This window comes from Bradyrhizobium sp. AUGA SZCCT0105 (genome assembly GCF_018129565.1).
Taxonomy (GTDB): Bacteria; Pseudomonadota; Alphaproteobacteria; order Rhizobiales; family Xanthobacteraceae; genus Bradyrhizobium.
The window spans coordinates 1-23319 of record NZ_JAFCMK010000023.1 but is presented as its reverse complement, the minus strand read 5'-3'; the positions used below and the strand labels follow the sequence as shown (position 1 = coordinate 23319).

Below are 23319 nucleotides of genomic sequence, written 5' to 3'. Positions count from 1 at the left end.
GCTGCTCGGCGACGCCAAGAAGGTCACCGAGAACATCGTCAAGGCGATGTAAGGCTGGCGGCCAATGGCGCTGAACCCGTGCCAGGGCCTTGCGGTTGGCCAAGCCGGAAGCAGACGGCCTATGAAGCGCCGGATCCGACCGGGTCCCGCGGCGACAGCGTGCCGCCCAGGATGAGCTCGAGGGAAGGCCATGCCTCACCGGATGACGAGCAAATCCACATCAGCAAGGCCTGAGGCACCGGCATTCGACGCTCGCCGTGTTGCGGCTGACCCGCAGCCGCCGTCTTCGTCTGGACCGGGGAGCCGCCGCCATTGAAGTGAATGACGGGCATGCCGACGGAAATCGACGCGGCGATATCAATCCGCAAGGCGTCCTGGTTGCTGTGCATCGTTGTCGTCGTCCTCATCAAGAGCGAGCGAACCGGCGAATAGTCTATCGTCCTACACATCGTACTAAGTGATGAACGGCGGACAAGTTCAAAGTTTCGACGTCCTGTGCCTAAGATCGCAGCGTCGTCCGACAGCCCAGCGGTATGTCGGAGCGCCTAAAAAAAGCGGCCCGCTTCGGCAACGAAGCGGACCGCCACGGATTTGCGCAAGGGAAATACCGGCTGACTAGGGCCGCTCGAGCATCCCGCCGCCGAACAGCGTCGGGACGTAACGTGGTGCCTCAATCGCAGCCATGAAGCGATGTTTTGTCGCGACCGGATCGAGCGAGATCGGCGGTCGGACGACTTCGACGTCGGGCTCCGTCGCCAGAACCAGGACTCCGACGCCATCGCGCTTTTCGGCTGAGGCGATGCCGGCGGCAAGTGCGCTCGGCGCATTCAGGTTTTCGGCGTGCTTGATTCCCGAGGCGCGCGCCAGCTGTGCCAGATCGAGCGTCGCGTTGGTCAAGGCTTGGCCGCCCGAAGCTGCGTGAACGCCGTTCTGGATCAGGAGGATGGTGAGATTTGACGGGTTCATCGCGCCAATCGTGACGAGCGCGCCCATATGCATGAGCAGGGCGCCATCGCCCTCAACAGCAATGACGGGACGGTCCGGTTGAGCGAGCGCCAGGCCCAGCGCCAGCGGGAGTGTCAGTCCCATGGCGTCTTCGAAGTAGAAGTTCTCCGGCGCGTGATGCAGCGTTGCCCACAAATACGAAGCATTGCCGAGCGACGTCACGACGAGCGCGCGAGAAGGCAGACTGCCGGCAAGCGCCCTGTAGTGATCCGCCCGGGTCGGTCGTGCATTGGTCACCACTGGATATCCTCCCGACCCATGAGCAGGGCAAACGGACACGAAGCTTCTTCCGCATAGGTTGCGGCATGTTCGACCTGGGGACCGATCGGGCGGTATCGATCGGTGCAGGCATGGGCGAGGCCGATGCCGCGGAAGACCGGCTCCGTCGCTCGGCCCTTCGGCACATGATAGAAGACCGGATCATCGGGCGTGCCCCGATAGGACACCAGCATTAGAAGCGGAAATTGATAGCGCTGCGCGAGCGACACCATGCCCGCACCCATGCTGAGTACGCCGGCATTCTGTACAAGCAGGGCGGTGCGAACGCCACCGAGCCGGCTTCCACAAGCGATCGCAAGCGCCTCCTCTTCATGGGTTGCGCGCACCAGCGTCATGCCCGGCTGCCGGTCGATGCGAATAAGGATTTCGCCCAGCCAGCTGTCGGGGACAGAGACGACGGTGCCGAAACCAAGACGCTCGAGCGTATTGAGAACGGCAGACGGCCGATGGGCCTCTAAAGCTTCCGTCGATGTCGTCATCGACTGCCTCCGTGATTTCAACCAACGTGGCGCGCAGGCTAATCGCAAAAGGTACTATTGTCGATAAGACAAACCTATTGCAGGTCGACGAGGTGCCTGATAAAAGGTACTATTAAGCAGATGATAAGTTTAATTTCATGACCGAGGATTGCAGCTGGAGCCGGGCGCTGCATTCCCTCGCTGGAGGGAGACTGCAGCTATGCTTCGCCTTTGGTCTGTGTTGATCGCTGTTCTGATTGCTTTGCCGGCTCACGCGCAAGACAAGCTTGTTGTCAGTATCTGGGGCGGCAGTTGGCGCGATCTGGTGGCCGAGACGGTTGCCAGGAAATTCACCGCCGAAACCGGCGTCCCTGTCGAATTCATCACCGGCGGCACCATCGATCGACTGAACAAGGAAAAGCTCGCCAAGGGAAATCCCGAAAGCGACGTGACGTTCACGACGTCGCATGTCGGGTGGCTCTATGCCAATGACGGGTTGTTCGAGACGATCGATACATCGAAGATCCCGAATGCGAAGAACCTCGCGGACGAGGCGCGCATCAGTCCCTACCATCTCGGCGCCTGGGCCTATGTCTACACGATCGGCTACCGCCCCGATCTGATCAAGGACACCAAGTTCGAGAGCTGGAATGATCTCTGGAAGCCGGAACTGAAGGACAAGCTTGCCGCTCCGGATTTCGATCCCGGTCACATCATTGCGGTCGCTGCCATTCTTGCCGGCGCCGACCCGGCCCATTGGGAAAAAGGCGAGGAGAAGCTCAAGGCGCTCAAGCCGAACTTCAAGGCGTTCTACACCAACGATGCCAACAGCCAGCAACTGCTCGCGAGCGGCGAGACGCCGGTGCAGATCGTGCTTTCGATGAATGCCTACTACATGATCGGGCAGGGCATTCCGATCACGCTCGCGATGCCGAAAGAGGGCGCGGTACTGGGAATCGACACCGTCGCGGTCATGAAGGGGTCGAAGAAGGTCGATCTCGCATACAAGTTCATCAACGCGCTCTACGACCCCGATATCCAGGCCGAGATCTCGAAGCAGAAGAAGGGAAGCCCGGCAGTCCTGAACGCGAAGATCGATCCTGAAATCGCCAAGCTTCCGGGCGTCTTCACGTCGGCGGAGCAATGGAAGCAGCAGATCAACATCGACGCCAAGCTGCGCGCCAACAAGACGGCGGAATGGCGCAAATGGTTCGCCGAAAACATCATGAACTGATCCGTTGCCAGATCGGTCCCGCATCATGAAGCAGCAGCCATTTCTGCGCATTTTCACGGCGCCGGCGACGCTCTGTGCGATAGGGTTCCTCGCGGCGATGGTTGCGGTTCTGCAATACAGCCTCAGGGCCTACGTGCCGGGATCGCTCGACCCCGGCGGGTTCACGCTGGGGAATTTCGCCGACCTTCTGAAACCGCTTTACGCGCGCGTGTTTCTCGATACCGTCGTCGTGTGCGCGATGACCGCGGTCGTGACGCTGATCGTCGGATATCCGCTGGCCTATGCGCTTGTGCGCGTCGAACAGCCGATCCTCCGCTCCATTCTCCTCGTGATTGTCGTGACGCCGCTGTTTCTGGGCGAGGTCGTTCGCACTTATGCGTGGATCATCGTCCTGGGCAACAATGGTTTCATCAATTCCTTGCTGATGTCGCTCGGCCTTGTCGGCAAGCCGCTCCAGCTGATGTTCACGCCATTCGGCGTTGTGGTTGCTCTCGTGCATGTCACGCTGCCGGTCATGGTCATCATGTTGGCCGCCGGATTGTCCCATATCGACCGCGACTATTCCCGAGCGGCTGAAAGCCTGGGAGCCGGTCCTATTCGCGTGTTCCTGACCGTGACATTGCCGCTGTCCTTGCCCGGCGTGGTCGCCGGCACCACGACGGCATTCGCCTGGACGTTCTCGGCATTCGCCACGCCGCAGCTGATCGGTGGCGGCCGCGTCAATATGATCTCCAATCTGGTCTACCAGCTCGGATTTTCGAGCTTCAACTTTCCCTTCGCCGCGACATTGTGCGTGGCCGGGTTGGCTTTGACCGCCCTCGTGCTGGGACTGCTTCAGCTTGCTTCCCGGCCGCTTCAGAAGATCGAGGTGCATTGATGATCCCGCGCTCGACCTATCAGAGAGTGCTCGGCTGGGCCGGATTGTTGACGGTGCTCGTCATCATCGCTTTTCTTGTGCTGCCGGCGGTAGTCGTGACGATCGCCGCGTTCAACGACAAGCCGATCCTGTCGTTTCCGCCGCAGACCTGGTCGTGGCGATGGTTCGGTCGAGCCCTCGCCTACGAGGATTTCCGGCAAGGGTTCTTCAACGGCCTGATCGTCACCGCCTGGAGCTCGACGATCGCGCTCTGCGTTGGCGGCATGTTCGCGTTTGTCATCGACCGGTACAAGTTTCCGCTCAAGTCCGCCATCGAGGGAATCCTGATTTCGCCGCTGGTGATTCCGCACTTCACGGTAGGGCTCGGCTTTCTCATCCTCGCGGCGCAAGTCGGCCTGAGCCGCGGTTTTGCGGTCGTCGTGATCTGCCACGTTATCCTGGTGCTGCCGTTCGTGCTGCGCAGCGTGTATGTCTCGCTGAGGAATCTCGATCAGAGTTATGAACACGCTGCTGCGAGCCTCGGCGCCGGACCGCTTCGCGTCCTGACCACCGTCACCCTGCCGCTGCTGCTGCCCGGGCTCGTCAGCGGCTGGCTGTTCGCGGCGATCCTCTCGTTCAACGAGTTCACGGCCTCGCTGTTCGTGACTTCGCAGCGTACCCAGACGCTTCCTGTCGCGATGTACAATTATGTGCGCGAGTTCGCCGATCCGTCGATGGCGGCATTGTCGGTCATGTATATCGTCGGTACCGCCGCCTTGATCGCCTTTGCCAATGCGTTCCTCGGCCTCGGCAAGGTCCTCAATATTGAGCAGTCTCACTAGGGAGCACGGATCTTGAAGCCGTTGGCGAATGAAGGGGAACAAACGGCGGTCCATTTCGACGCCGTGGCCAAGCGATTTGACGATGTCGTGGCCCTGAACGCCGTTACGCTTGGCGTTGGCCGTAGCGAGTTCGTGACGCTGCTTGGTCCATCAGGATGCGGCAAGACCACGCTGCTCAAGCTGGCCGCGGGCTTTCTGGGCCCGGACGGCGGTTCGATCTCGATCGAAGGCAAGCGCGTGAATGACATTCCAACCTACCAGCGTGGCATCGGCATGATGTTTCAGAACTACGCGCTGTTTCCGCACATGAGTGTGGCGGAAAACGTCGCCTACGGCCTGAAGACGCGGCGGGTCCCCAGGGTTGAGCGGGACAAGCGCGTCGCCGAAGCGCTCGCGCTGGTCAAGCTGAAGGGCATGGAGAACCGCAAACCCCGGCAATTATCCGGCGGCCAGCAGCAGCGCGTTGCGCTTGCGCGCGCGCTCGTCATCAATCCGACCGTCTTGCTGCTCGATGAGCCGTTCTCGGCGCTGGACAAGAGCCTGCGGACCTCGATGCAGGTGGAGCTGCGGGAAATTCAGCGCAAGCTGGGTCTGACCACGATCTTCGTGACGCACGATCAAGGCGAGGCCTTGAGCATGTCCGATCGTGTGGCTGTCATGTCCGAAGGCCGTATCAGGCAACTCGGAAGCCCTGTTGACGTCTATCGCAGCCCGGCGGACCCGTTCGTGGCCGGCTTTGTCGGCGACAACAACAGGCTGCGTGGCCAGCTTGTGAGCGTGCAGGCCAAGCAAGCGACCGTCGCGCTTGGCGATGCGCTGGTGAATGTGTCGGGCGAGAGCCTGTCCGGGCTCGAGAAGTCCGCGGCGGTTGACCTGTTCGTCCGCCCCGAGCAGTTCAGTGTTGTGGCGCCCGAGGAGCCGTGCGCCATCAAGGGCAGCGTTGTTGCTCAGATCTACCAGGGTGGCCACGTCGACCTTCAGATCGAGTGCGCCGGGGAACGGCTGCTGGTGCGATCCCCGGGCGAGCAGGCCATTCTGCGCTGGCCAATGGGGGCGCCTGTCGGCATTGCCATTCAGACAGATCGGTGCTCGGCATTTCCGGCAGCCTGATCGCAATCGTCTTTCGCAGCGGTGTGCGGGTGAAGGAATCGAGCCTGCGGTATATTGTGGGGCTTGGTTTGGCGGCACCCATCTTGTTGTTTCCTGCGGCGTCGTTGGCACCGCCGTCACCTGGCATCTGTTCGTGCAGCCGTGGAGAGAATTCTTGAGTGAGCCCCAATCGATCACCGCAGCCGAGGCGATCAGCACGTACATCGAGGCCAAGGACCGAAACCTGCCTCAGCTCATGAAGCGTGCATTCGTGCAGGATTGTGAGCTCCAGATGCTGCTCCTGACCGACGCAATCTCTTTTCCCAGCTCCGCTCACGGATTGGAGAGCGTCACCGACGTTCTCGTACGAAACTTTGGATTGCAGTATGAGAATGTGCGCACCTTCTGCCTCTCGCGCCCTGAGTCCAATCGCCTTCCACAGTTTCAATGCGACTGGCTGGTGGGGATGTCAAACAAGTCCGACGGCGACGTTCGCGTCGGTTGCGGTGAGTACACCTGGGATTTTGATGCCGCCGGAGACGGTCGCGTCAAGCGGCTGCTCATCAAGATTGAGTTCATGTGTGTGCTGCCGGCTAGCTATCAGACGTCTGTCCTGCAATGGCTTTCGGCTATCCCCTATCCCTGGTCGTCATACAGTGAGGCGCGCGCAGGTTTGCCCTCGATCGACGCGTTGATGCCGATTGCTCAATTTCTTCGGCGCGAGGCGCGCAGCTGATTTCGGCAGTTGAGCTGGACCGCGGTCTATCGAATTGAGGCTTCGATGGCGAAGGCGCGCCCGACGTAGCCCAAGAGACGTCGCTCGCCACCTGCATACAGGCCGTTATGGGCGATGGCGGACGATGGTGTTGGCCACCGTCCGCCTGCGTCGTCACTGCGAGACCAACTCGCAGCCACCCTCGCCGAGCGGGCGGAAGGCTTGCTCGGCGGGAATCGTGGCAACGATGTCGTAGTAGTCCCATCGTCGGCTCGAGGCCGCCGGTGTCTTGACGCGCGCCAGGTACATGTCGTGCACGAACTGGCCGTCGGTGCGGATCGTGCCGCGAGCAAACGAATCGGCAACCGGCAATTCGCGTATCTTGGCTGCGACAGCGAGGCCATCGTCGGAATTTGCGGCCTGCACCGCACGCAAGTAGTGCCGTACGGCCGAATAGACGCCGGCCTGGGTCATGGTCGGCATCCGCCCAACCTTCTCGAAGAACTTGTCGGCCCACACCCGCGACTCGGCATCGCGGTCCCAGTAGTATGCAGTGACGAACTGCAGGTTCTGCGCGGCGGCAAGGCCCATCGCGTCGACGTCGGTAAGGAATACGGTCGGTGCCACCAATGCCTGCCCGCGGGTGATGCCGAACTCGGCCGCCTGCTTCACCGAGTTGGTCATGTCGGCGCCGGCGTTGGCCAGCGCGATCACCTTGGCGCCGGACGCCTGCGCCTGCAGCAGCACCGAGCTGAAGTCGGCGGTGTTGAGCGGGTGGCGTACCTCGCCGATCACCTTGCCGCCGCCGTTCTCGACCGCGCGACGCATGTCGGTCGCGAAGGCGTGACCGAACGAATAGTCCACCGTGATCAGGAACCAGCTGTCGAGCTTCTGCGCCGTGAGCGCCCGCGCGAGACCGTAGCCGTTGGTATAGCTCGTGTAGACCCACTGGAACGAGGTTCGGGTACAGGCCTTGCCGGTGAAGTCCGAGGAGGCCGACGCGTTCAGCACGATCTTGTTGCGTTCCTTGGCGAGAGCGGTCACCGCGAAACCCACGCCCGAATTGGAAATGTCGGCAACGGCATCGACTTTCTCCGTGTCGAACCAGCGCCGGACGATGCCAAGTCCGATGTCCGGCTTGTTCTGGTGATCGGCCGAGACGATCTCGACCGGCACGCCGCCGATCGCGTTGCCGAACTCCTCCGCCGCCATCTTCGCCGCGACGACCGAGCCTTCGCCGCCGAGGTCGGCATAGGCGCCGGAGCGGTCGTTGAGGACCCCGATGCGGATCACATTGTCGGACATCGCGGCGTGCGCGACGTGAATGTGCAGCAGCGTCGCGGTCATCGCCGCGCATAGGGCCCTGAGAGTGGTTGTCATGGTCGGGTGCTCCTCCGGAGGTCGTGTTGTTTGCTGTTCGGTTTTGTTGCGTGATACGCAATTCGCTTGTGCATCGGTGCGAAGAACCACTGGAAATTCCTGCGATTTCAACATCGGGCACGATAGAAATTGCTTGTAGAGCAATTTTTATTGACAAGGAAGCAAATTAAGGAGAGGGTCGGAGCAATGAAAACGCAGGACGAGACGCTGGCGAGGCTTGGAGCACGCATTCGCTCGCTGCGGGAAGAGCGTGGCATGAAGCTGAAGGATCTGGCCGACACCACCGGGCTGTCCGACGCCTTCGTGTCGCGCCTCGAGCGCGGGCAGGTGTCGAGCTCCGTTGCCAATCTGATCCAGATCGCGCAGGCGCTCGACATTGGCGTCAGCGAATTGTTCGCTGCGCCGCAGGACCAGTCGCGCAGCCACGTCACGCTGCATCGCCATGGCGACGATGGTGAAGACCAGAGCATCCCGAGCACCGGCTATCGCTGGCGATTGTTCGCGGGCGGCATGCCGAACGATGATCTGGAGGTGTTTCACCTCTCGTTCCCGCGCAAGAACCGGATGGACCTGATGGTGTCGCATCCGGGACAGGAATACTGCTACGTGATCAGCGGACGCATCCGCTTCCACGTCGGCGCCGAGGTGTTCGATCTCGTGCCCGGTGAAGGCATTTTCCTCAATTCCGAGCTGCCGCACCGCGCCGACAACATCAGCGAGGATGAAGCGCGCATCCTGATGGTGGTCGCGAAGTCGCCGCAGAAGGCCGAGCATTTCGACTGGTGGCGCGTGCCGAGCGCCGCCGCCCCGCCTCGATCACCCAAGAGCAAGCCCCAAGGAGACTGATCCATGCAGACCGCAACCGCGACCGGCAGGCACCTGCCGTATGAGGCGAAGCACATCGACGATGTGGGGTGGGAGACCATCCGCTGGCCTGGCGAGACCGGCAAGATGCTGTTCCACCCGCGGCCGGAGCGGCCGACCGAGCCGAACGCGGGCATCCTGCGGCTGGAGCCGGGCGCGCATCATCCGATCCACAATCACGAGTTCGCGCAGGTCTGGTATATCCTGAGCGGCGAATTCAGGATCGACGACAATCTCTACACGGCGGGCACGATGATCTTTCATCCGGACCCGCATTTCGAAGGCAAGTTCGAGACCGCGACCGGCGGCGATATCCTGATCGTGCAGTATCCCGGTCCGACCACCGGCGGGCGGCCGATCTATGCGGGGCGCTTCAACATGGAGCAGCGTCGCGACATCGCCGAAGAACGCACTGATCTCTGATCGGTCGACGCAACGGACGACCGGCCATGGCGCTGATCACCTATCTCACCACCATTCGCTTCGGCTTCGGCGAGGCGGACGCGCTCGGCGATGAGATCGCAGCGCTCGGCATCCGTCGGCCGATGCTCGTCACCGACCGCGGCATTGTCGCGGCCGGCCTGGCGGAGCGCGTGACCGCTCCGCTCGGCACTGCGCCTGTCGTGTTCGACGCGACGCCGCCGAATCCGACCGAGCGTGCGACGCTGCAGGCGCTCGCGTGCTATCGCGAGGCCGGATGCGACGGCCTCGTCGCGCTCGGCGGCGGCTCGCCGATCGATCTCGCCAAGGCGGTGGCGCTGCTCGCCACCCATGCCGGCCCGCTGGCGCGATATGCCGCAATCGATGGCGGTGTCGCGCGGATCACCGCCGCCGTCGCGCCGCTGATCGCGATTCCGACCACTGCCGGCACCGGTAGCGAGGTTGGTCGCGCGGCCCTCATCACGCTCGAGGACGGCCGCAAGGTTGGCCTGATCAGTCCGCATCTCATCCCGGCGCGGGCGATCTGCGATCCGCTGCTGACGCTCGGCCTCCCGCCGGCACTGACGGCCGCGACCGGCATGGACGCATTGTCGCATTGCGTCGAGACCTATCTGTCGCCGCGCTTCAATCCACCGGCGGATGCGATCGCCCTCGATGGCGCGTCGCGCATCGTCAGCGATCTCAAGCAGGCCGTGACGGAGGGCGATGACCGCGACGCCCGCGCCGAAGTGATGATGGGCGCGCTGCAGGGCGGCCTGTGCTTCCAGAAGGGCCTCGGCGCGGTGCACGGCTTGTCGCACGCGCTTGGCAGCCTCGCGTCGCCGAGCCTGCATCACGGCACACTCAATGCGGTGCTGATGCCTGCGGTGATGCGCTACAATGGTCCGGCGATCGCGGCCAAGCTGCCGCGGCTGAGGCTGGCGCTCGGTCTGCCCGAAGATGCCGACATTGCCACGTTCTTCGATGCGCTCAATGCCGAGCTCAATCTGCCGCGCGGCCTGCGCGCCATGGGTGTGCCGGCCTCGGTGCTGGACGACATGGCGGAGAAGGCGGCGAGGGATCATTCCACCGCCACCAATCCGCGTCCTGTCGATGCCGACGGCTACCGCGCCATTTTCCAGGCGGCCTGGGAGTGAGTTGACCGCAGCGAGATGATGCGGCGAGTGCGATGCCGAACGGCTCCATCGACGCAGCGCGCATGGGTCCCGGAGCCAGGGCTTTGATCTAATCAAGGCTTTGATTCGAATGGTGGGCCCGGCAGGACTCGAACCTGCAACCAGACCCCTATGAGCGGCGGGGTAACGATCGGCTTGGTTGATTTGGCTGCGCTTTGGTTGGAGTTTGATCGCGTTCGTTGCGTTTCGGTGAGCTCGCTTCTGGTGTGAAACTGGTGCGGCCATCGGCTGTCGAAATTGAAGGAGTTGGACATCTTCTGCGATCGGCATTGTGTCGATTTTGACGTTCGGATTTTCAAACCGCTCATCCGGGAAGATCGGGCTAGAAGGTCACGGTGACGACGATGGTGTCGGCGTAGGCTCCCGGAGGGGGCGAGGTTTGCGGTGGAACGCGCCCATAGACTGAAATGTTCTGATTCAACGCTGTTCCTGTGCCAAGCACGCAGGTATTGGCACCGGACGTGCAGGTTGTAGCGGATGTCGTACTTGTCCAGGCGCTGGTCCGGGCCGCGTCCGTATAGAGATTGTAATTGATGAAGCTGGAGCTTGCCTGCATGCGCCGTTGGCTGCCGCTTGCATGTAGTCCGTTGTCGAGGCCGATCGAGTACGGGGTCGTATTGGTGCACTTCACTGAAATCGTTCCAACGCCGTCAATATTCGACGTCAACAGCGAAGCGTTACCGAAGTTGAGTGGCGTGGTCGAAACAATGCAGTTTCCGGCGATTGTCGCCGTCCAGGGCGAGGAGCCCGCATTTGTCGTCGTTCCCGGGTTCGACGAACAATTTGGGCTTGTAAGAAGATAGGCCGCGTAGGCGACGACCGGAGATGTCGTACTCCAGACGTAGGTCCCGGGTATCGTTGCCTGCTGATTGGCGAGAAAGCGCCCATAGACGGTCAGAGTTTGTTGCGCGGGCCCGCCCAAAAGAGGAAGACTGAGATTGATGCTGACGCCACCGGAGCCGTACGCGGTGGTACCATATCCCCAGGATCCCCAGACCTGCGTGCGCGCGGAATCCGAGTAGAGCTCGTGTATTGCTGTATTCGCTCCACTTCCCAGCGATCGAACCGAGCTGCTGCTGTTGGGCGCCCCTTGGTTGAATTGCACACACGCATTGACCGTGCAGCCGAGCGTGCAGCCGCTGCATGTTACGGTAAATGTCGAGGTCGTATCGACGGCGCCACCCGCCAGGATGTCGACAGATCCGTAGTTGCCGGACGCCGAGGTAACGGAGCAGCTTTGGGCGTGGGCCGAAAACGATGCCGCGAATTGCAGGAGCAAGGCGAAGACCAAAGTTCGCTTTGAGCCGATGACCACGATTTCGATCTCACAATGCGCGTTGGTCGGAACAGATGGTCGGGGAGATTGATGTAGGAAGACACTATCTACGTATGAATGACTGCATCATCGGCACGCGACCCCAGGAATCCGGACCTGTTCGCCGGGCCTCGGAGTGAACGCAAACGTGGCGCGGCAGCGTGCGTCGGCAAATTCGATTTCGGCTTCGTTCATTGACGAGAGTCCCCTGATATAGGCCTGTCCGTCGTAGCCTACGACAAACTCTACTCCACCAGTCATATGGCCGACAGCCCCGGCCGGCAGAACGCGATTGTCAGGCCCGACAAAGGTAACCAGCGCAGCCGTCGTCTCTTTGCGGACGTCAAATCTGACGAGCATCCCGGCGCGATCGGCCGGAGCGACGATGTCATGCGTCGTTGCTGCTTCGTCGTCGACCGGAAGGTTCGTCGGGTCGATCGCAATCTTGTTCTTCTGGTAGGACCGGAGCGTCGGGATCAACAGCATGCCGCTGGAATTGGTGACACCGGCCCGGCGATTCTCGCTGAGGACCTCGACATCCGGCACGCCAGTCGTGACCACCGCGAAACTGTCGTCGATCCAGTTCGAAAGGAAAACACCGCCTCCCATGGTGGTGATCGAACCGCGCAATTCCAGTGATCCCACGCTGCCGGATCCCGCCTGGCTTGCGCCTGCCTGGATGGTGCCGTAGCTCGACCTGTAGGAAGCTGTTGCCTCCCGGTACCTCGATGAGCCTTCGGAATCGTGGACGCGCCAGCCGTAGCTGCCGGGCTCCGGCCCAAGCGACTTGACGGCATCAACGCTACCGGTTGTACCGCCCCGTCCGCTCGAGACCCCGGTCGTGATCGAAGCAGAGTCGCCAAAAGGGATGCTCAAACCGGCAAACATGCCGGTATTCCTCTTGGCACGGAAATCGTGGAAGACGGTGGCGAATATCGACGCATTGTAGGGCAACGAACGCGAGTATGAGGCCGTCACGATATTGGAACGATGGCGGGAGTCATCGCGCAGACCGACAAAGCTTGCACTCAGGCTGGCCCGGGGGTCGAACGGCATCGGAGCGCTGAAAGTGATGCGATCGAGCGCGACCGGCGCACGGGCGCTGCCATAGATGCCGGTCACATAGGCAAACGAGTTCGACAATGAAGCGATACTGCCGGGCAGGTAATTGAACAGACCGTTCAGATTTTGCAGGCCGCCGTTCAACGCCGCGATGTTTTGCAATCTTGCGGTCGCCGAGGCAAGGTCGTCATAGGTGCCAAAGGTGTGTTGCGAACTCGCCGAAATGCTCACGCCGAAGAGCCTCGTCTCATAGGAAGCGTAGCTCTGCAGACCGCGGTTCGTGCCGCTTCCGCTGCCAGCCAAGGCCACGGCGGCGACACCGATCGTCCCGGTCCTGAAGATACCACCGATGCCACCGTTGATGACGCCGGCTCCGCCTTCGACGTGCGCCTCTGCCGTCAAGCCGTCGTAGATACCTCGTCGCAGGGTTGCAGACCCGACCGGCGAGCCGACATAGACGTCACTGCTCGAGCCGTAGGACAGCCGCGGCACTCCGCCCTCCACCGACCAACTGCTCAGCCCCGGCGCAAGCAGGCTCGAGGTCGCATAAAACGGCGCCGACGTCTGGATTTCGTGACCTGCCGAATCCCGCACCACGAGTTGCGTCGTGCCGGCGCCGGAAATCAGCGGTACGTTGTTTACGCTGAAAGGGCCGGACGCGACGTCCTGAGAAAATGTCTTGATGTTGTTGACATAGACATCGACAGTTGACGGCACTGCCGCGCTACCGCCGATGGTCGCGAGCGGCGCGGTAATGAGATCGGGCCGCAGGGCAAAATCGCGCTGAGCCTGAAGGCCACCGATCCTGATCGGCCGCGACCAAGCCAGTCCACCGTTGATCGTATCCCCAGCAACGTAGCCGATCATCTGGTCCTGGTCGGAGTACTGGAAAGACGAATTCAGCCGTGTCGCCTGCGCAGGCTGCTGCGGACCAGTGCGGACGATCGCCGACTGTTCGGCGGTGCCGTAAGGCGAAAACGCCCGGGCATCCAGCAAAAGCGATGTGTAACCGAGCCCGATCAATCTCGGGGTAGCTGCGTTGCTGGTTGAACTCAACAGGTCATAATTCAGCACCGCGCCGGGATCGGCCCGCGCCTTTGGCCGGTTCCCGCTGGCGCCGCCTGCGTCAAAGAGCTGCGGCTTGCGTCCGGCTTCGTCGACGGCAATGAATATCCGCTGTGTTCTCTCCTCATATCGATACTTTAGGGTCGGGATATCATCCAGTGCGATGATCTCGCCCGGTCGATGCGGCGGGCCCGGTTGCAGGCCGAGGCTTTCCAGTTCCTCCACCGTTCCGCCGATACGACCGTCATCGAACCGGACGAATGATCCGATCGTTCGGGCGGGCATGGAGTTGATCACGACATCGAGTTGCAGATTTGTCTGGGCCTCCCCCGCGCGCGAACGCCCGGCACAGAGGACCATGCCGAGGAGTGCTAGGATGGACACAAGAGCGGAGCCTCTTCTACCGCCGAGTCGGCGACTCAATAACCGCATGAGTCTGGCCCTTGTCCGTTTCCGCCGTGACGGAGATGGATCCGCCAGATCCAAAGCCGCGAGGATATTTCGGCGTGGCCCAACTCATGGAGGAATGTCCGAGGACATAGCCGAGGAGACCGTTGCCAAAGGACAAGGTAGCTCCCGAAGAATCCCTAAGCCGCAGGTTTGCGATGCGTAGCCGCTCGTCGCCGGCATTGCTGGTCACGACGGTTAGTTGGCCAGCTTCAGTACGGAGCGCCCAGTTAACTTGTGGCCGACTGAACTCGCGGCTACGAAAAAATGCCGGGATCGACTGTCGTACCAAAAGATTGACGCTGCGACCCTGGCTGCCGCCCACTCGCGGCAATTGGTCGACGATGACACGATAGCTTTCTTCGCCATTGACCGGCTGTTTCGACACCCGCACAACCCGCACGACGTAGTCTGAATGAGGTGCCATCCTGACGGCCGGAGGTGATGCCACCACATCGGTTGTCGGTTCAAGACTCTCCTTGCCGTCGGACTGCGACCAGCGAAGCACGCGGGTCTGGACCTCGACGTCGGCATCTTCGTCATTGCGCAGCGTCAGGGAAGCCGCCGCCGCCGGCGCATTCAGTTCCAGGAGAACGGGTTCAACGCGAAGCGCGGTGGCATGGGCAACCTCCATGCATGCCAGGCTTACAGCAAACGCGGCCAGTAGAGTCGAATTTTGATGCATCGCGATGCCCAATCGATTTCGAAATCGTGCGCCAAGAAGGCGTTTCGTCGATACGCAGATGCAACGGAACAGCGGGCCGCTGCCGCGGCCCCTTCTTCAATAGGTGATGGTCATGACCACCGTGTCCGTGTAGGTACCGGTGTTCGGTGCGGTGCCGGTAGCGGGAACCGTACCGTAAATGTTGATCGTCTGCGCCGATCCGTTACCGGTGCCGAGAAAGCAGCCGTTCGTGGTCGTGCAGGTGGTGCTGCTGGTGGCCGTGGTCCAGGGGTTGGTATGAGCTGAATCAGTATAGAGATTGTAGTTGATAAAATTACCGGCATTCGTCATCCGCCGCTGGCTGCCGGACACATTTGCTCCGTTGTCCATGGCGATGGAGTAGGGGCTGCCATTGGTGCAGGTGACCGAGACGGTTGTGCTGCCCGACTGCAAGGTGGTCGCGAGCGTTGTTCCTGCCACGCTCCCAAAATTGAGCGTCGCAGCGTTGATTGTGCAAGACGCCGTGATGGTGATCTGAACGGTCAAATTTGCGGTCGATGTGCCGGCTTGGGCGGACGTTTGATAACCGGATGCCACGGCAACGAAGAGTGCGACCGCTCCCACTCGCGCAGCCTGCCGCATTCGTCGCTTCAGCAAAGGTCCACCGTCGTCGCGGATGCGAATCTTTCGACAAGGATCGAAAGCCCTGCAGGCCGCTTTCTTGGTCGGCCGGCAAACTTCTTCGGTATCGTCCAATGAATTCGTTTTCATCGCCAATTGTGCCGGACATGCAGGCCATCGTCGTGAACAAAAGAATCAAAATTGGGTAAACTTTGAATGAGCAAAAGCTTAACGAGGCCTGATCGAACTATCGACAGCTATGGCCCCATCAAAAACTATAATGGTCAGCAAAGTCGGCCGGCGGCTTCAGGGCCACACCGGCTCTGGCTGCGCTTGGGCTTAGTCTGGCGCCCTCTGAACTCATTGGTGGGCCCGGCAGGACTCGAACCTGCAACCAGACCGTTATGAGCGGCCGGCTCTAACCATTGAGCTACAGGCCCCGCCGCCTTGCGGGGCCGCGGGGTGCGGCCGGCAACGGTGCGGGCTCCGTTTACAGGGTGCGTGGGGTTTCGGCAATGCCGCCGCGAGGCCCCAGCGCCGCCGCACCATCGGCCGCTCAATCGACCGAGACGCCCGCGAACTCCACCACCTTGCGCCATTTCTCGGTCTCGTCTGCCACCAGTTTGCCGAATTCGGCCGGGGTCATCGGCTTCGGGATGCCGCCGACCTCGGCGAGGCGCGCCACCAGCTTGGGGTCCTTGAGGGCCTCGCCGACCGCCTTGTTGAGGGTCTCGACGACTTCCGGCGGCGTGCCCTTCGGCGCCGATATGCCGTAGAAGCCGACCGCCTCGAAGCCCGGCACGGTCTCGGCGATCGCCGGCACGTCGGGCACGCCCGGCCAGCGCTGCGGCGAGGTCACGCCGAGCGCGCGCACGCTGCCGCCGCGCGATTGCTCCAGCGCCGACGGCAGGTTGTCGAAGATCAGCTGCACCTTGTTGGAGATGATGTCGGGGAAGGCGATCGCGGATCCCCGATACGGCACGTGCTGCATGTCGCATTTGGTCATCGCCTTGAACAGCTCGGCCGACATGTGCACCGAGGTGCCGTTGCCGGACGAGGCGTAGGCGATCTTGCCCGGGTTGGCCTTGCAGTAGTCGATGAACTCCTGAACCGTCTTCACCGGCATCGCGTTCGAGACCACCAGCATGTTGGTGAGCTGCATGATGCTGGCGACCGGGGTGGTGTCGCGCAGGAAATCGTAGGGCAGCTTCTTGTAGAGCGAGGTCGAGATCGCGTTATTGGGTGCGACGAACAGCAACGTATAGCCGTCCGCCGGTGAGTTGATCGCAGCGGCGGCTGCGATGTTGCCGCCGGAGCCAGCGCGGTTCTCGACCACGAATTGCTGGCCGAGATGATCCGACAGCCACTGGCTCATGATGCGCGCCACGATGTCGACCGGGCCGCCGGCGGCGAAGCCGATCAGCCAGCGCACCGGACGGTTCGGATAGTCGGATGCGGAGGAGGGGCTAGCGGAGGCAAGGTAACAGATCAAACCAAGCAACGCGGCACGTGCGAACCGGAACATCGTCTCTCCCGTCATTTTCTTGTGACTGTTGCCCTCATGGTTTCATAAAACGCTGGCTTTGCCTACGACCCCGCCCGTGCGACGATAGTCGCGCTTATGCGCAATGCCTGAGGCTCGGGATGAAATTCGCTGTCATGATTTGCGCCGGCGCGCTGCTGCTCGCGGGCGACGCGACGGCGCAAGAGGGGAGCAAGACCATTTCCAAAACCACGATCAGTTTCGCCACGGCGACGCCGGGTGGCGGCTTTCCGCTCTATGGCAATGCCTTCGCCGAGGCGATGAACGCGGCCGATACGACGCTGTCGATCGAGCCGCGCAACACCAAGGGCTCCAACGAGAACATCCCGCTGCTCGAGGCGGGCAGCGTCGATATCGCAACCGTTGCCGGCGAGCCGTCCTACGAGGCCTTCATGGGCATCGGCCGGCCGAAGGCCACCAAGCTGAAAATCCTCACCGCGATGTATTCGAGCCCGGGCATGTTCGTGGTGCGTGCCGACAGTCCCTACAAGACGATCCAGGACCTGGTCGGCCAGTCCGTTGCGTTCGGCGCCAAGGGCTCGGGCCTGCCGATCCTGTCGCGCTACATCCTCGACGGCATCGGGCTGAGGCAGGACGAGGACTTCACGTCGATCTATCTCGATCGCGCCGGCGATGGCCCTGCGATGGTCGAGGACGGCCGTGCTGCGGCGCTGTGGGGCGCCGGCATCGGCTGGCCCGGTTTCAGCAAGATGGCCGAGAGCGCAAGCGGTGCGCGCTTCATCGCGCCGACCGCGGACGAGATTGCCCGCATCCGTGCCAAGCACACCTTCCTGAAGCCGCTGACGATTCCGGCCGGCAGCTACCCGAAGCAGACCGCGGCGATTTCCTCGGTCGGCTCCTGGAGCTACATCCTGGTGCGCGAGACGTTGCCCGAGGATGTCGCCTACCGGCTGGCGAAGACGCTGCACGGCGTCGAGGCTGATTTCTGCAAGAAGCTCGCGCAGGCTTGCGAGACCACGGCAGCGAACACCGTCGCTGCCGCGCCCGATATCAATCTGATCCACCCCGGCGTGCTGAAGTATTTCAGGGAGATCGGGGTAGCGAGATAGCGCGGCGAATGGTGAGTGGCGAATAGCGAATGACCGCATCTATTCGCTACTCCCTATTCGCCAATTGCCTATCTCATTTCTTCACCAACGAACACGCCGGGTCCGGCGGGCCGAACGCGTCCTCGCCCGAGATCTTGGCCAGGATCTTGTAGTAGTCCCACGGATACTTTGACTCGGCCGGGGTCTTGACCTGCACCAGCCAGAGATCGTGCACCATCAGATTGTCCTCGCGCAGTCTGCCGTTGCGGGCGAAGAAATCCTCGACCGGCTTCTCGCGCATCTTGGCCGCAACCTTGAGCGGATCGTCGGTGCCGCTTTCCTTGATCGCGTTCAGATAGGCGGTCACCGAGGAATAGACGCCGGCCTGCCACATCGTCGGCATCCGGTTCATCTTGGCGAAATAGCGCTTCGACCATTCCCGGGTCTTGTCGTCCATGTCCCAGTAGAAGGAGGTGGTCAGCAACAGGCCCTGCGCGGCCGACAGGCCGATCGAGTGGATGTCGGTGATCAGCGCCAGCAGCGCCGCCATCTGCTGCCCGCCGGCGAAGACACCGAACTCGGCCGCGGTCTTGATCTCGTTGGTGTTGTTGGGCGGTCCGCCGGCAATGCCGATGATCTTGGCCTTCGAGGCCTGCGCCTGCAGGATGAAGGACGACAGATCGGGCGTCGCAAACGGCGGCCGCACCGCGCCGAGCACCTTGCCGCCGTTCTTGGTCACGATCGCGGAGGCGTCCTTCTCCAGCGAATGGCCGAACGCATAGTCGTCGGTGATGAAGAACCAGCTGTCGCCGCCGCGCTTCACCACCTCCTGGGCGGTGCCGACCGCGAGCGCGCGGGTGTCGAACACCCACTGCATCGCATAGGGCGAGCAGAACTTGCCATGGAAGTCGGTCGCGCCGGTCGAATGCGTGATGAACAGCTTCTTCTTCTCGTTGGCGATGTTCTGCACCGCGAGCCCGACCGCCGACACCGGCACGTCGACGATCAGATCGACCTGATCGACGTCATACCAGCGCCGCGCGATGGTCGCGCCGATGTCCGGCTTGAGCTGGTGATCGCCGACGATCACCGTAACAGGCTTGCCGAGCACCTTGCCGCCGAAATCGTCGACCGCCATCTGCGCGGCGGTGACCGAGCCCTGTCCGGTCGGCGTCGAGGCCGGGCCGTTCATGTCGGTCAGCACGCCGATCTTGACGATGTCGTCGGATACCTGCGCCGATACGGCCGAGGAGGCCAGCAGCGCGGCTGCGAGCGTCCCGAACATGGCTAGTCTGGAGCCAATGCCGTTCCGATTGAATCGGAACGGCGCTCCTGATTTTTGTTTTGACGCGTTTTCTTCACGCGAACCGGTAACCACTTCGCTCGAAAACGCTCTGGTGGCGATCATTCTGTTTCCCTCCTGAACTGGCGCATTGGCCATTATGGTTGTGCCGGGCCTCCGGGACCCGGTCATATTGGTTTCTTTTGCAACTACTTTGGGGTCCGCGTCAACGCGCCATCGGTCTAATGGCGGTGCCCCGGCACGGCGCAAGCTGGTTTCTTTCGGGGCCGATTCAGTCCATAGCGGGCCATGATCACCGCCCAGCGCCTTCCGGCTTCGCTCACCCCGCTCGATGCGGCGCTGGCCGCCGTGCTGCGCGACCTCGCGCCGGTCCAGCCGATCGAGCTGCCGCCGGCCGATGCACTGCGCTGCATTGCGGCCGAGATGCCGGCCCTGCGCGCATACCCGTTGCACGATGTCGCCGTCAGCGACGGCTGGGCGATGCGCGCCAATGATCTGGTTGGCGCGTCGTCCTATGCGCCGCTGCCGCTGGCCGGACCGCCGGTCTGGGTCGCGGCCGGCGCAGCGATGCCCGACGGCACCGACTGCGTGGTCGATGCCGATGCCGTTGACACCTCCGGTCCGCTTCCGCAGGTGCTCGCCGAAGCCATCCCGGGGCAGGGCGTCCGGCGTGCCGGCAGCGACATTGCCGCCGGGCGCGCCGTGATCGCGGCCGGCGAGCCGCTGCTGCCGCGCGGTCTGCTGCTCGCGCGCGTCGCCGGACTGGAGCTGTTGCGCGTACGGCGGCCTCGGCTTCGCATCGTCAACATCTGCAATGGCCAGCTGACCGCGCAACTGGTCGCCGACACCGCGCGCCTCGCGGGCGTTGAGATCGATTATGCCGAGGCGGCGCCCGATGTGGGGGCGATTGCAAACGCGCTCGAGGCAGATGGTTGCGATCTCATCATCACGATCGGCGGCACCGGCGTTGGTCACACCGATGCGGCGGTGAATGCGCTGGCGGCACGTGGAGCGTTGGTCGCGCACGGCATTGCCCTGCAGCCCGGGCGCACCACGGCGGTCGGCCGGATCGGTGCGACGCCGGTCGTCGCCTTGCCGGGCGCGCCGGATCAGGCTTTCGCGGTCTGGTGGACGATTGCGCTTCCGGTGCTCGATCGCTTGTCGGGCCGGCGCCCGCGCAAATCGCTCGCCCTGCCGCTGGAACGCAAGATCGCCTCCGGCGTCGGTATTGCAGAGGTCGTGCTGCTGACGCGTCGGCAGGGTTCTCAGCATGGCTCTCAACAGGGTTTTTGGGCGGCGCTCGCGATCGGGGACCTGTCGCTTGATGCCATCGCGCGCGCCGAAGGCCTGCTGATTGTGCCCGGCGCTGCGGAGGGCTTCGCTGCGGGCACCGTCGTCGATGCCTATATGTTGCGGGAGTGAGTTCCCGAGATGACCAATATCTTCACGCCGAAACCCAACCCGTCCGTCGAGCAGGACCAGTTCCTGACCATCCTGTCGCGCGAGGAGGCGATCGCGCGCTTCGAGGCGGCGCTGTTCCCGCGCCAATTGCTGTCCGAGACGCGACGGCTCGCCGATGCGCTCGGCCGTGCGCTGGCGGAGATGTGGTGGCGCCGATCGACGTGCCGCCGTTCGATCGCTCCAATGTCGACGGCTTTGCGGTGCGCTCCGCCGATCTTGCGTCCGCCAGCGAAGCCACGCCGGTGCAACTCGCGCTGAACGACGAGATCATTTCGTGCGGCACCGCGCCGACCCGGCCGGTGCTGCCGGGCACCGCGACCGCGATTGCGACCGGCGGTCCGGTGCCGCGCGGCGCGGATGCGATCGTGATGGTCGAGCACACCCAGCCCGCCGGCCATGATGCGATCGAGGTCCGGCGCGCCGCGGCGCCCGGGCAGTTCGTGTCCTATGCCGGCTCCGACATCGCGCGCGGCGAGGCGCTGTTGCGCGCGGGAACGATGATCGGGGCGCGCGAGATCGGCATGCTCGCGGCCTGCGGTATTGCCGACGTTCAGGTGGTGCGCCGTCCGCGCGTTGCGATTCTCTCGACCGGCGACGAACTGGTGCAGCCGGGTGAGACGCTGCGGCCGGCCGCGATCTACGACACCAATGGTGCGATCGTCACCGCGGCAATTGCGGAGAACGGCGGCGACGCGGCGTTCCTTGGCGCGATCGCGGACAACGAGGCGATGCTCGAGGCCGCGATGCGCGAGGCGCTGGCGGAGAGCGACATGCTGGTGCTGTCGGGCGGCACCTCCAAGGGTGCGGGCGACGTCTCGCACCGGATCATCACAAGGCTCGGCAAGCCCGGCATCATCGCGCATGGCGTGGCGCTGAAGCCGGGCAAGCCGCTGTGCCTTGCGGTCTGCGACGGCAAGCCGGTGGTCATCCTGCCGGGCTTTCCGACCTCGGCGATGTTCACCTTCCATGACATGATCGTGCCGGTGCTGCGGCGGATGGCCGGCCTGCCGCCGCGCTCCGATGCCAGGGTGGCGGCGAAGGTGCCGGTGCGGATCGCCTCTGAACTCGGGCGTACCGAGTTCGTGATGGTGTCGCTGGTCGAAGGCACCGACGGCCTGATCGCCTATCCCGGCGGCAAGGGCTCGGGCGCGATCACTTCGTTCGCCCAGGCCGACGGCTTCCTGAAGATCGAGGCGCTGGCCGACCAGTTGCCGGCCGGCAGCGACGCCGAGGTGACGCTGTTCACGCCGCATGTGCGGGTGCCTGATCTCGTGATCGTCGGTAGCCATTGCAGCGGGCTCGATCTCGTCACCGCGCCGCTGGCGCATGCCGGCCTTGTGGTGCGTTCGATCGCAGTGGGCAGTCTCGGCGGACTCGCCGCCGCAAGGCGCGGCGAATGTGATCTCGCCCCGATCCATCTGTTCGACGACAAGACCGAGACGTACAACACGCCGTATCTGGCCGCCGGCCTCGAGCTCGTGCCGGGCTGGCGGCGCAAGCAGGGCATCGTGTTCCGCAAGGACGACACGCGCTTTGCCGGCCTGAGCGCAGAAGAGGCGGTGCGCGCCGCGCTCGCCGATCCCGCCTGCATCATGGTCAACCGCAACCAGGGCGCCGGCACGCGTATCCTGATCGACCGCTTGCTGGCAGGCCGCCGGCCCGACGGCTACTGGAATCAGCCACGCTCGCACAATGCGGTTGCGGCCGCGGTGGCGCAGCATCGCGCCGACTGGGGCATGACCATCGCGCCGGTCGCCCGTGCGTCCGGGCTCGGTTTCATTCCGCTTGCCGAAGAACACTACGACTTCGCGCTGGTGACGGCGCGCAAGCAGCGACCCGCGGTGCAGGCCTTTCTCGACGCGCTGGCATCGGACCAGGGCCGCGCCGCGTTGACGGCGGCGGGGTTCAGGCCGGCGTAGCGGCGATTGTTGGCGTCTGCATGGTAGATTCAAGAACGCCGCAGAAATCACCGCTGTCGTCCCGGCGAAGGCCGGGACCCATACGCCGCGGCCGGTGTAGTGAACGAGACTCGTTGTTACAACGTCGCGCAACAAGCAGCATTCGTGGTTATGGGTCCTGGCTTTCGCCAGGACGACAGAGAATGTGTGGCATTGCCCATCTCAATCGTCGTCCCTGCGAAAGCAGAGACCCATAACCACAGGGTCGTGTTGTTGAAGAGAGCTGTGGCCCCAGCGCGTGCAACAATTGAGATTTGGGGTAATGGGTCCCGGCCTTCGCCAGGACGACAGTGAATGTGTGGCATCGCCCACATCCTCAATCGTCGTCCCTGCGAAAGCAGGGACCATAACTACAGGGTTGTGTTGTTGAAGAGGGCTGTGGCCCCAGCGTCGCGCAACAACTGGCATTTGTGGTTATGGGTCCCTGTGTCTTGGAAGTCTGTCATGATGGGGTGGGCGGGAAGCCGTTGGGTCCTTGGCGCTTGACGCCGTG

The 23319-nt window shown here is 63.0% G+C and carries 20 protein-coding genes, 1 tRNA gene and 1 pseudogene; 11 read left to right on the top strand and 11 right to left on the bottom strand.

What is annotated here, in order from left to right; genetic code table 11:
- Window positions 1–119: 119 nt before the first annotated feature.
- From JQ573_RS39930 to JQ573_RS39920, 3 genes are all read right to left on the bottom strand, one after another.
- A complete protein-coding gene (locus JQ573_RS39930; protein WP_212320512.1) occupies window positions 120–389 on the bottom strand; it encodes a hypothetical protein in 270 nt (89 codons plus the stop codon).
- Between the two features lie 226 nt (window positions 390–615).
- On the bottom strand, window positions 616–1167 hold the full coding sequence (locus JQ573_RS39925) for a thiamine pyrophosphate-dependent enzyme (RefSeq protein ID WP_212320510.1): 552 nt from the start codon (window positions 1165–1167) through the stop codon (window positions 616–618).
- Between the two features lie 71 nt (window positions 1168–1238).
- Window positions 1239–1763: a thiamine pyrophosphate-binding protein gene (locus JQ573_RS39920; protein ID WP_212320508.1), complete on the bottom strand. Its 525-nt coding sequence runs from the start codon at window positions 1761–1763 to the stop codon at window positions 1239–1241.
- Between the two features lie 199 nt (window positions 1764–1962).
- Between JQ573_RS39920 and JQ573_RS39915 the strand changes: the two genes are divergently transcribed.
- From JQ573_RS39915 to JQ573_RS39895, 5 genes are all read left to right on the top strand, one after another.
- On the top strand, window positions 1963–2976 hold the full coding sequence (locus tag JQ573_RS39915; RefSeq protein WP_212320506.1) for an ABC transporter substrate-binding protein: 1014 nt from the start codon (window positions 1963–1965) through the stop codon (window positions 2974–2976).
- 25 nt (window positions 2977–3001) lie between these two features.
- Window positions 3002–3853, top strand: coding sequence for an ABC transporter permease (locus tag JQ573_RS39910; protein ID WP_212320504.1), 852 nt, complete (start codon window positions 3002–3004; stop codon window positions 3851–3853).
- A complete protein-coding gene (locus JQ573_RS39905; RefSeq protein ID WP_212320502.1) occupies window positions 3853–4674 on the top strand; it encodes an ABC transporter permease in 822 nt (273 codons plus the stop codon). The genes JQ573_RS39910 and JQ573_RS39905 overlap by 1 nt, the downstream gene beginning before the upstream one ends.
- A 12-nt stretch (window positions 4675–4686) precedes the next feature.
- Entirely contained in the window at window positions 4687–5784 is a 1098-nt protein-coding gene (locus JQ573_RS39900) for an ABC transporter ATP-binding protein (protein ID WP_249132777.1), read from the top strand.
- Window positions 5785–5938: 154 nt separating this feature from the next.
- Complete coding sequence (locus JQ573_RS39895) at window positions 5939–6499, top strand: hypothetical protein (RefSeq protein WP_212320500.1); 561 nt, start codon at window positions 5939–5941, stop codon at window positions 6497–6499.
- 153 nt (window positions 6500–6652) lie between these two features.
- On the opposite strand, the gene JQ573_RS39890 is transcribed toward JQ573_RS39895, so the two are convergent.
- Complete coding sequence (locus JQ573_RS39890) at window positions 6653–7858, bottom strand: ABC transporter substrate-binding protein (RefSeq protein WP_212320498.1); 1206 nt, start codon at window positions 7856–7858, stop codon at window positions 6653–6655.
- Between the two features lie 186 nt (window positions 7859–8044).
- Between JQ573_RS39890 and JQ573_RS39885 the strand changes: the two genes are divergently transcribed.
- The 3 genes from JQ573_RS39885 to JQ573_RS39875 are packed head-to-tail and all read left to right on the top strand — an operon-like array spanning window position 8045 to window position 10299.
- On the top strand, window positions 8045–8704 hold the full coding sequence (locus JQ573_RS39885) for a helix-turn-helix domain-containing protein (protein WP_212320496.1): 660 nt from the start codon (window positions 8045–8047) through the stop codon (window positions 8702–8704).
- Window positions 8705–8707: 3 nt separating this feature from the next.
- The gene (locus JQ573_RS39880; protein WP_212320494.1) at window positions 8708–9145 is read left to right on the top strand and encodes a cupin domain-containing protein; all 438 of its coding nucleotides are present in this window, start codon (window positions 8708–8710) and stop codon (window positions 9143–9145) included.
- A gap of 26 nt (window positions 9146–9171) precedes the next feature.
- Window positions 9172–10299, top strand: a complete 1128-nt coding sequence (locus JQ573_RS39875) for an iron-containing alcohol dehydrogenase (RefSeq protein WP_212320492.1) — start codon at window positions 9172–9174, stop codon at window positions 10297–10299.
- A gap of 361 nt (window positions 10300–10660) precedes the next feature.
- Here the strand turns inward: JQ573_RS39875 and JQ573_RS39870 are convergent, their stop codons facing one another.
- The 6 genes from JQ573_RS39870 to JQ573_RS39845 all read right to left on the bottom strand — a co-directional run bounded on the left by JQ573_RS39870 (window position 10661) and on the right by JQ573_RS39845 (window position 17037).
- Entirely contained in the window at window positions 10661–11653 is a 993-nt protein-coding gene (locus JQ573_RS39870; protein ID WP_212320490.1) for a spore coat U domain-containing protein, read from the bottom strand.
- An 87-nt stretch (window positions 11654–11740) separates the two neighbouring features.
- Window positions 11741–14140: a fimbria/pilus outer membrane usher protein gene (locus JQ573_RS39865; RefSeq protein WP_212320488.1), complete on the bottom strand. Its 2400-nt coding sequence runs from the start codon at window positions 14138–14140 to the stop codon at window positions 11741–11743.
- 40 nt (window positions 14141–14180) lie between these two features.
- Window positions 14181–14924 (bottom strand): molecular chaperone, encoded by a 744-nt coding sequence (locus tag JQ573_RS39860; protein WP_212320486.1) that lies wholly within the window; start codon window positions 14922–14924, stop codon window positions 14181–14183.
- 84 nt (window positions 14925–15008) lie between these two features.
- Window positions 15009–15647 (bottom strand): spore coat U domain-containing protein, encoded by a 639-nt coding sequence (locus JQ573_RS39855; protein ID WP_212320484.1) that lies wholly within the window; start codon window positions 15645–15647, stop codon window positions 15009–15011.
- A gap of 229 nt (window positions 15648–15876) precedes the next feature.
- Window positions 15877–15952 (bottom strand) — tRNA-Ile (locus JQ573_RS39850).
- Window positions 15953–16068: 116 nt separating this feature from the next.
- Window positions 16069–17037, bottom strand: a complete 969-nt coding sequence (locus tag JQ573_RS39845) for a tripartite tricarboxylate transporter substrate binding protein (protein WP_212320482.1) — start codon at window positions 17035–17037, stop codon at window positions 16069–16071.
- Between the two features lie 119 nt (window positions 17038–17156).
- Between JQ573_RS39845 and JQ573_RS39840 the strand changes: the two genes are divergently transcribed.
- Window positions 17157–18125, top strand: coding sequence for a TAXI family TRAP transporter solute-binding subunit (locus JQ573_RS39840; RefSeq protein ID WP_212320479.1), 969 nt, complete (start codon window positions 17157–17159; stop codon window positions 18123–18125).
- 73 nt (window positions 18126–18198) lie between these two features.
- Here the strand turns inward: JQ573_RS39840 and JQ573_RS39835 are convergent, their stop codons facing one another.
- Entirely contained in the window at window positions 18199–19389 is a 1191-nt protein-coding gene (locus JQ573_RS39835) for an ABC transporter substrate-binding protein (RefSeq protein ID WP_212320477.1), read from the bottom strand.
- Between the two features lie 306 nt (window positions 19390–19695).
- Here JQ573_RS39835 and JQ573_RS39830 point away from each other — a divergent pair, with 306 nt between their 5' ends.
- The gene (locus JQ573_RS39830; RefSeq protein ID WP_212320475.1) at window positions 19696–20829 is read left to right on the top strand and encodes a molybdopterin-binding protein; all 1134 of its coding nucleotides are present in this window, start codon (window positions 19696–19698) and stop codon (window positions 20827–20829) included.
- A 9-nt stretch (window positions 20830–20838) separates the two neighbouring features.
- Window positions 20839–22787 (top strand): annotated as a pseudogene (locus JQ573_RS39825) (molybdopterin biosynthesis protein).
- Window positions 22788–23319 lie beyond the last annotated feature (532 nt).

Coding starts and splice junctions, on each gene's coding strand:
- JQ573_RS39835 (WP_212320477.1), bottom strand. CDS start 19,389: ATGTTCGGGACGCTCGCAGCCGCGCTGCTGGCCTCCTCGGCCGTATCG.
- JQ573_RS39845 (WP_212320482.1), bottom strand. CDS start 17,037: ATGTTCCGGTTCGCACGTGCCGCGTTGCTTGGTTTGATCTGTTACCTT.
- JQ573_RS39905 (WP_212320502.1), top strand. CDS start 3,853: ATGATCCCGCGCTCGACCTATCAGAGAGTGCTCGGCTGGGCCGGATTG.
- JQ573_RS39915 (WP_212320506.1), top strand. CDS start 1,963: ATGCTTCGCCTTTGGTCTGTGTTGATCGCTGTTCTGATTGCTTTGCCG.
- JQ573_RS39840 (WP_212320479.1), top strand. CDS start 17,157: ATGAAATTCGCTGTCATGATTTGCGCCGGCGCGCTGCTGCTCGCGGGC.
- JQ573_RS39885 (WP_212320496.1), top strand. CDS start 8,045: ATGAAAACGCAGGACGAGACGCTGGCGAGGCTTGGAGCACGCATTCGC.
- JQ573_RS39865 (WP_212320488.1), bottom strand. CDS start 14,140: ATGGTCCTCTGTGCCGGGCGTTCGCGCGCGGGGGAGGCCCAGACAAAT.
- JQ573_RS39930 (WP_212320512.1), bottom strand. CDS start 389: ATGCACAGCAACCAGGACGCCTTGCGGATTGATATCGCCGCGTCGATT.
- JQ573_RS39875 (WP_212320492.1), top strand. CDS start 9,172: ATGGCGCTGATCACCTATCTCACCACCATTCGCTTCGGCTTCGGCGAG.
- JQ573_RS39830 (WP_212320475.1), top strand. CDS start 19,696: ATGATCACCGCCCAGCGCCTTCCGGCTTCGCTCACCCCGCTCGATGCG.
- JQ573_RS39920 (WP_212320508.1), bottom strand. CDS start 1,763: ATGACGACATCGACGGAAGCTTTAGAGGCCCATCGGCCGTCTGCCGTT.
- JQ573_RS39890 (WP_212320498.1), bottom strand. CDS start 7,858: ATGACAACCACTCTCAGGGCCCTATGCGCGGCGATGACCGCGACGCTG.
- JQ573_RS39910 (WP_212320504.1), top strand. CDS start 3,002: ATGAAGCAGCAGCCATTTCTGCGCATTTTCACGGCGCCGGCGACGCTC.
- JQ573_RS39880 (WP_212320494.1), top strand. CDS start 8,708: ATGCAGACCGCAACCGCGACCGGCAGGCACCTGCCGTATGAGGCGAAG.